Origin of the sequence: Nocardioides zeicaulis (assembly GCF_042432345.1) — a bacterium.
GTDB classification, from domain to species: domain Bacteria; phylum Actinomycetota; class Actinomycetes; order Propionibacteriales; family Nocardioidaceae; genus Nocardioides; species Nocardioides zeicaulis.
This window is the reverse complement of sequence record NZ_JBHLXH010000001.1, coordinates 1397602-1404714: the sequence shown is the minus strand read 5'-3', so window position 1 is coordinate 1404714 and position 7113 is coordinate 1397602. Positions and strand designations below refer to the sequence as shown.

Annotated in this window: 6 protein-coding genes; 4 read left to right on the top strand and 2 right to left on the bottom strand. The window is 72.1% G+C overall.

The genetic code is table 11. The annotated features are described in order from the left end of the window. Positions 1 to 30: 30 nt before the first annotated feature. Positions 31 to 1923 carry a translational GTPase TypA gene (typA, locus tag ACFFJG_RS06950; RefSeq protein ID WP_378517871.1) on the bottom strand — a complete coding sequence of 631 codons (1893 nt, stop codon included), beginning with the start codon at positions 1921 to 1923 and terminating at the stop codon, positions 31 to 33. Between the two features lie 262 nt (positions 1924 to 2185). Between typA and ACFFJG_RS06945 the strand changes: the two genes are divergently transcribed. From ACFFJG_RS06945 to ACFFJG_RS06930, 4 genes are read left to right on the top strand one after another with little or no spacing between them, the layout of a single operon-like run. Continuing rightward, positions 2186 to 2962 (top strand): hypothetical protein, encoded by a 777-nt coding sequence (locus tag ACFFJG_RS06945; protein WP_378517870.1) that lies wholly within the window; start codon positions 2186 to 2188, stop codon positions 2960 to 2962. Between the two features lie 45 nt (positions 2963 to 3007). Further along, positions 3008 to 4330: a protealysin inhibitor emfourin gene (locus tag ACFFJG_RS06940; protein WP_378517869.1), complete on the top strand. Its 1323-nt coding sequence runs from the start codon at positions 3008 to 3010 to the stop codon at positions 4328 to 4330. After that, the gene (locus tag ACFFJG_RS06935; RefSeq protein ID WP_378517868.1) at positions 4327 to 4830 is read left to right on the top strand and encodes a macro domain-containing protein; all 504 of its coding nucleotides are present in this window, start codon (positions 4327 to 4329) and stop codon (positions 4828 to 4830) included. The genes ACFFJG_RS06940 and ACFFJG_RS06935 overlap by 4 nt, the downstream gene beginning before the upstream one ends. A gap of 54 nt (positions 4831 to 4884) precedes the next feature. Continuing rightward, on the top strand, positions 4885 to 5880 hold the full coding sequence (locus tag ACFFJG_RS06930; protein WP_378517867.1) for a DNA topoisomerase IB: 996 nt from the start codon (positions 4885 to 4887) through the stop codon (positions 5878 to 5880). 26 nt (positions 5881 to 5906) lie between these two features. On the opposite strand, the gene serC is transcribed toward ACFFJG_RS06930, so the two are convergent. Then, positions 5907 to 7028, bottom strand: a complete 1122-nt coding sequence (serC, locus tag ACFFJG_RS06925) for a phosphoserine transaminase (protein WP_378517866.1) — start codon at positions 7026 to 7028, stop codon at positions 5907 to 5909. Between the last annotated feature and the right edge of the window lie 85 nt (positions 7029 to 7113).

Genomic DNA, 7113 nt, shown 5'->3' with positions numbered 1-7113 from the left:
CGGTGCTGTCGTCGGGAGCGGGCACGAGGGCTACTTGTTGGCCTTGCGCGCTCGGCTGGCGGTCTTGGCGCGCGCGTTGGCGTCGAGCACGACCTTGCGGATGCGCACCGTCTCGGGCGTGACCTCGACGCACTCGTCCTCGCGGCAGAACTCCAGGCACTGCTCGAGGGAGAGCTTCTTCGGCGGGATCAGCTTCTCGAAGTTGTCGGAGGTGGCGGACCGGATGTTGGTCTGCTGCTTCTCCTTGGTGATGTTGACGTCCATGTCGTCGGCGCGCGAGTTCTCGCCGACGATCATGCCCTCGTAGACCTCGGTGGTCGGCTCGACGAACAGCACGCCGCGCTCCTGCAGCGACGTCATGGCGTACGCCGTGGCCGCGCCGGCGCGGTCGGCGACCAGCGAGCCGTTGTTGCGCGAGCGGATCTCGCCGGCCCACGGGAAGTAGCCCTCCGAGATGTGGTGGGCGATGCCGGTTCCGCGGGTCTCGGTGAGGAAGTCGGTGCGGAAGCCGATCAGGCCGCGCGCCGGCACGACGAACTCCATCCGGACCCAGCCGGTGCCGTGGTTGGTCATGCCCTCCATGCGGCCCTTGCGGACCGCGAGGAGCTCGGTGATCGTGCCGAGGTACTCCTCCGGCGCGTCGATGGTGAGCCGCTCGAACGGCTCGTGCACCTTGCCGTCGATCTCGCGGGTGACCACCTGCGGCTTGCCGACGGTGAGCTCGAAGCCCTCGCGCCGCATCTGCTCGACCAGGATCGCCAGGGCCAGCTCGCCGCGGCCCTGCACCTCCCAGGCGTCCGGGCGCTCGGTGGGCAGGACGCGCAGCGACACGTTGCCGATGAGCTCGGAGTCGAGGCGGTCCTTGACCAGGCGGGCGGTGACCTTGCTGCCCTTGACCTTGCCGACGAGCGGCGAGGTGTTGGTGCCGATGGTCATCGAGATGGCCGGCTCGTCGACGTGGATGAGCGGCAGGGCGACCGGGTTCTCGGCGTCGGCGAGGGTCTCGCCGATCGTGATGTCGGGGATGCCGGCGATGGCGACGATGTCACCGGGGCCGGCGGACTCGCCCGGCTTGCGCTCGAGGCCCTCGGTCACCAGCAGCTCGGTGATGCGGACGTTCTTGACGTCGCCGTTGCGCTGCATCCAGGCCACGGTCTGGCCCTTCTTCAGGGTGCCCTGGTGGATGCGCAGGAGCGCGAGGCGGCCGAGGAACGGCGAGGAGTCGAGGTTGGTGACGTGCGCCTGCAGCGGCGCGCCCTCGTCGTACTGCGGGGCGGGGATGGTCTCGAGGATCGTCTTGAAGAGCGGCTCGAGGTCGGTGCCCTCGGGCATGGAGCCGTTCTCCGGCTGCTCGAGGGAGGCGATGCCGGCCTTGCCCGAGGCGTAGACGACGGGGAAGTCGAGCGCGTCCTGGCTGTGGGAGTCGTCGAGGAGGTCCATGAAGAGCTCGTAGGACTCGTCGACGACCTCGCTGATGCGCGCATCGCTGCGGTCGGTCTTGTTGACGACCAGGATCACCGGCATGTCGGCGTTGAGCGCCTTGCGGAGCACGAAGCGGGTCTGGGGGAGGGGGCCCTCCGAGGCGTCGACGAGCAGCACGATGCCGTCGACCATGGACAGGCCGCGCTCGACCTCGCCACCGAAGTCGGCGTGGCCGGGGGTGTCGATGATGTTGATGACCATCGGCTCGCCGCCGCCGGCGGGACCGGCGTAGTGGACCGCGGTGTTCTTCGCGAGGATGGTGATGCCCTTCTCGCGCTCGAGGTCGCCGGAGTCCATGACGCGCTCGGCGACGCTCTCGGCCTGGTGCGCGGTGAAGGCACCGGCCTGGCGGAGCATGGCGTCCACGAGGGTGGTCTTGCCGTGGTCGACGTGGGCGACGATCGCCACGTTGCGCAGGTCGGAGCGGGACTTCGAGGACATGCAGGAGCCTTCCGGGCGGAGACGAGCGGCCTGGGCGGCCGGGGGCGCGGCCGACACGGCCGCAGCGCGACCGAGTCTAGTGCGGGTCGGCGGATATCGGGATTTCGTGGGCCACCGACCCATCCGGCCCGGCACGGGCTCCGAAGGGGTGGCGGACGTCTCACCCCTCTGCCCGCGTTCGCAGGACGGGCGGGCCGAGGCTCCTTACCCTCAGTAGTACGACGCGCACCCCCCACCTCGCGTCCCGTTCCCTGGAGCAGCCATGCAGCACGACCCCACCTCGACCGACCAGCGCCCCTCCCGCCGCACGGTGACCCGTGCCGCCGCCTGGAGCGTCCCTGTCGTCGCCGCCGCCACCGCTGCGCCCGCGTACGCCGCCTCGTGCCCGGCCGTCAACGTGACGTCCGCGAACATCACGACCTACAACCGCGTGTCGGCGACCGAGTGGACCGCCACCTTCGACCGGGACGGGAGCGGCCCGCTGCTCTCCAACGTGCTCACGGCCAGGGCGACCTACGACAACGGCATGAGCGTGCGCAACGACGCCGGGACCGCCGCGGGGGGCACCAACGACAACTTCACCCTCGCCACGTCCGTCGGCGGTCTGGGCGTCTCCGGCCTCGTCATGGCCCAGCGCCCGACGGTCGACACCCCGAACGCGCCGCTCAACGCCTTCGGCCACTACGCCTTCACCTTCACCCGGGCGGTGACCAACCTCTCCTTCACGCTGACCGACATCGACTCGACGAGCGGGGACTTCTGGGACTCCGTGTGGCTCACCCCGGGCTTCACGCTCAGCAACAAGGCGGCCGGGTTGCAGGGCGACGGCTCGGCGGGCTCGCCCCTCAAGCAGACCAACGGCAACGTCGCGGTAGACAACGCCAACGGCGGTGCCGGCAACGTGACGGTGACCTATCCGGGCCCGATCACCGCCTTCACCATCAACTACTCCAACGCCGCCACGAGCTTCGCCGCGAACGTCGACCAGGACCAGGTCGTCACCATCACCAACTTCACCTTCGACTACAAGCCCTGCTGAGCGCCTCCCTTCCCGCTGTCGGCGGCGAAGGGTAGACAAGGTCCCATGACGACGTCTCGGGACCTCCAGCCGCGCTGCACCTTCATCCCGCCCTGGCTCGCCGACCGGGTCGCGTCCGCCCAGGTCCCCGTCGACCGGGAGCTCCGCGCCGCCCGTGCCGCGGCCGACCGGTCCGCGCGACCGGCGCTGGCGGGAGGCACCGCCGCGTGGACCGTGCACGATGCCGGGTCGACGACGCGGCTGCCCGGCACCCCCGTCCGGTCCGCGGGCCAGCCGGCGACCGGCGACGAGGCGGTCGACGAGGCCGCCGACGGCGTCACGGCCACGCTGGCGATGTGGGCCGAGGGCTTCGGGCGCGACTCCTTCGACGGGGCCGGCGCGCCGGTGAGCCTCACCGTCCACTACGGCGCCGACTACGACAACGCCTTCTGGGACGGCACCCAGCTGGTCTTCGGCGACGGTGACGGTCGCGTCTTCGACCGGTTCACCAAGCCGGTCGACGTGCTCGCCCACGAGCTCGGGCACGCGGTCGTCGAGCACACCTGCGACCTTGCCTACGAGGGCCAGTCCGGCGCGCTCAACGAGTCGGTCGCCGACGCCTTCGCCTCCTGCCTCAAGCAGCGCGTCCTCGGCCAGGACGCCGCCGCGGGCGACTGGCTGATCGGCGAGGGGATCTTCCGGCCCTCGGTGCAGGCGCGGGCGCTGCGCGACATGGCGGCACCCGGCACCGCCTACGACGACCCGGAGCTCGGGGCCGACCCGCAGGTCGGCCACATGGACGACTACGTCGACACCACCGACGACAACGGAGGCGTCCACCTCAACTCCGGCATCCCCAACAAGGCCTTCCAGCTCGCCGCCGTCGCCATCGGCGGCACCTCGGTCGAGGGGGCCGGACAGGTCTGGTACGCCGCGCTGACCGGCGGGGCCGTGTCCTCGACGGCCGACTTCGCGCAGTTCGCCGCCGCCACCGTGGCCGCCGCGGGGGAGCACGCCGACGCGGTGGCGCAGGCCTGGGCGCAGGTGGGCGTCGAGCCGTCGGCCGCTGGTGGGGCCTCCCGCCCCGGGCCGGACGGGTCCGCGGCCCGGACGCTCCGCGTCGAGCGCAGCGGCGGCTTCGCCGGTCGCACCCAGTCGGCCGAGGTCGACCTCGATGACCCCGCGGCCGGCGACCTGCGGGGGCTGGTCGACGAGGCCGGGATCGCCACCCTGCGCGCCCCCGCCGACCCCACGCCGAAGCCCGACATGTTCGTCTACGGCTTCTGCGTCGACGGCGGCGACGTGGTCCGGGTGCCCGAGCACCTCCTCACCGGCGCCCAGGCGGAGGTCGCCCGGCGCGTGCTGCGCACCGCGGACGGCACGCGGTGACCGCACGGGTGACCCTCGTCGAGGGCGACATCACCGCGCAGCAGGTCGACGCGGTCGTCAACGCCGCCAGCCGCCGCATGCGCGGGGGTGGCGGGGTGGACGGTGCCATCCACGCCGCAGGCGGGCCCGAGGTGCTCGCCGACTGCGTGCGCAGGTTCCGCGACGGCCTGGCCACCGGCTCCGCCGGCTGGACCACCGCTGGCCGGATGTCAGCACGCTGGGTCATCCACGTCGTGGGCCCGAACTGGACCCGCGGGGAGCGCGACCGCGGGCTGCTGACCTCGTGCTACTCCGGCGCGCTGGCCGTCGCCGACGAGCTCGGCGCCCGGACGGTGGCGTTCCCGCTGGTCAGCGCGGGTGTCTACGGCTGGCCCCGGGACGACGCGATCCGCGCGGCGGTCGAGACCCTGCGCGCGACGGCCACCGACGTGGAGGAGGCGCGCATCGTCGCGTTCGGCCGCACCGCCCACGACGAGGTCGCGGCCGTGCTGGCCGGGTGAGCCCCTCCCTCTGGGTGTCCGCCGCCCGGCCGGGGCAGCAGTAGGTTCGGCCGCATGCCCCGACTGCGGCGAACCTCCCCCGACCAGCCGGGCTGGACCAGGCGTCGTGCGGGCAAGGGGTTCACCTACCTCGACCAGGACGGCGGCCGGCTCGACGCGGAGGCCGTGCAGCGCTGCAAGGACCTCGTGATCCCGCCGGCCTGGCGCGACGTGTGGATCACCCCGCACCCCAACGGCCACCTCCAGGCCGTCGGCACCGACGACGCAGGACGACGCCAGTACCTCTACCACCCGCAGTGGCGCACCAGCCGCGACGCCGCGAAGTTCGACCGGATCCTCGACTTCGGCAAGGCCCTGTCGAAGGCGCGGGAGCGGGTGCTGTCCGACATCGGCTCGGAGGGGATGTCGCTGGAGCGGGCCTGCGCGGTCGCCGTGCGGCTGCTCGACCTGGGCTACTTCCGCATCGGCAACGACGTCTACACCGACACCAACGGCTCCTTCGGCCTCACCACCATGCTCAAGGAGCACGTCTCGCGCCACGGCAGAGGCATGCGGTTCTGCTTCGTGGGCAAGTCGGGCGTCGAGCACTGCATCGACATCGACGACCCCGCGGCCGTCGAGGCGCTCGAGGTGATGCGCCGGCGCCGCGGCGGCGGCGACGAGCTGCTGGCCTGGAAGGACGGCACGACGTGGAAGGACCTGTCGTCCTCCGACGTCAACGGCTACATCCGCAGCTGCTTCGGCATCGAGGCGACCGCGAAGGACTTCCGCACCTGGCACGCCACCGTCATCGCCGCGGCCTCGCTCGCGGAGTCCGACGAGCCCGGCCAGACCAAGGCGTCGCGCAAGCGGGCGGTGGCGGCGGCGATGAAGGAGGTCTCGGCGTTCCTCGGCAACACCCCGACGCTCGCCCGGACCTCCTACGTCGACCCCCGGGTCGTGGAGGCCTACGAGCGCGGCCGGACGGTCAAGGTCCGTGGGTCGTACGACACCGACGACGCGCGCCAGGCCGCGCTCGAGCGCGCGGTGCTCAAGCTGCTCAAGTCCTGACCGTCCGGCCCGGGGGCCGGACCGGCTCAGCCGTTCTCGACGACGAAGTCGATCGCGGAGGTGAGCTTCTCCACGTCGGACGGGTCGATCGCGGGGTACATCGCGATCCGGAGCTGGTTGCGGCCCAGCTTGCGGTAGGGCTCGGTGTCCACGACGCCGTTGGCGCGCAGGGTCGCAGCGATCGCGGCCGCGTCGATCGCGTCGTCGAAGTCGATGGTGCCGATCACCAGGGAGCGGTCGGCCGGCTCGGCGACGTAGGGGGTGGTGTACGCCGTGCGCTCCGCCCAGCCGTAGAGCGCGTCGGAGGAGGCGGTCGTGCGCTCGACCATCCCCGCCAGGCCGCCCTGCGCGTTCATCCAGTCGAGCTGCTCGGCCATCAGGAAGAGCGTCGCGACCGACGGGGTGTTGTAGGTCTGGTTCTTCGAGGAGTTGTCGATCGCGGTCGGCAGGTCGAAGAACGGCGGGACGTAGCGGTCGGTGGCGGCGATCTCCTCCACCCGGGCCAGGGCACGCGGCGACATGATCGACACCCACAGGCCGCCGTCGGAGGCGAAGCACTTCTGCGGGGCGAAGTAGTAGGCGTCGACCTCGCGCAGGTCGACCGGGAGGCCACCCGCGCCGGAGGTCGCGTCGACCAGGACCAGGGCGTCGTCGTCGATCCCGGCCGGGCGGCGTACGGGTGCCATCACCGCGGTCGAGGTCTCGTTGTGGGCCCAGGCGTAGGCGTCGACGCCGTCCTCGGCGACCGCGTCGGGGCGCGAGCCGGGCTCGCTGGCGATCACCGACGGGTCGGCCAGCCACGGCGCCTTCTTGGCCGAGGTGGCGAACTTGGAGGAGAACTCGCCGAACGACAGGTGCTGGCTCTTCTCCCGGATGAGGCCGAAGCACGCCACGTCCCAGAACGCGGTGGCGCCGCCGTTGCCGAGCACGACCTCGTGGCCCTCGGGCAGGTCGAACAGCGCCGCCAGGCCCTCACGCACCCGGCCGACCGTCTTCTTCACCGGCGCCTGGCGGTGGGAGGTGCCCATCAGCGTGTCGCCGGTCGCGGCGAGGGCGTCGAGGTGGCTGGTCTGGATCTTGGACGGGCCCGCGCCGAAGCGGCCGTCGGCAGGCAGGAGCTCGGCGGGGATCTTGAGGGCGTCGGTCATGGGAGAACCTCACGTGGGATCACGGACGGATGCGGTGGCTGGTCCTGACGACGCTGTCAGCACGCCTATTGTGGCACCCGTCTCA

Coding starts and splice junctions, on each gene's coding strand:
- typA (WP_378517871.1), bottom strand. CDS start 1,923: ATGTCCTCGAAGTCCCGCTCCGACCTGCGCAACGTGGCGATCGTCGCC.
- ACFFJG_RS06945 (WP_378517870.1), top strand. CDS start 2,186: ATGCAGCACGACCCCACCTCGACCGACCAGCGCCCCTCCCGCCGCACG.
- ACFFJG_RS06940 (WP_378517869.1), top strand. CDS start 3,008: ATGACGACGTCTCGGGACCTCCAGCCGCGCTGCACCTTCATCCCGCCC.
- ACFFJG_RS06930 (WP_378517867.1), top strand. CDS start 4,885: ATGCCCCGACTGCGGCGAACCTCCCCCGACCAGCCGGGCTGGACCAGG.
- serC (WP_378517866.1), bottom strand. CDS start 7,028: ATGACCGACGCCCTCAAGATCCCCGCCGAGCTCCTGCCTGCCGACGGC.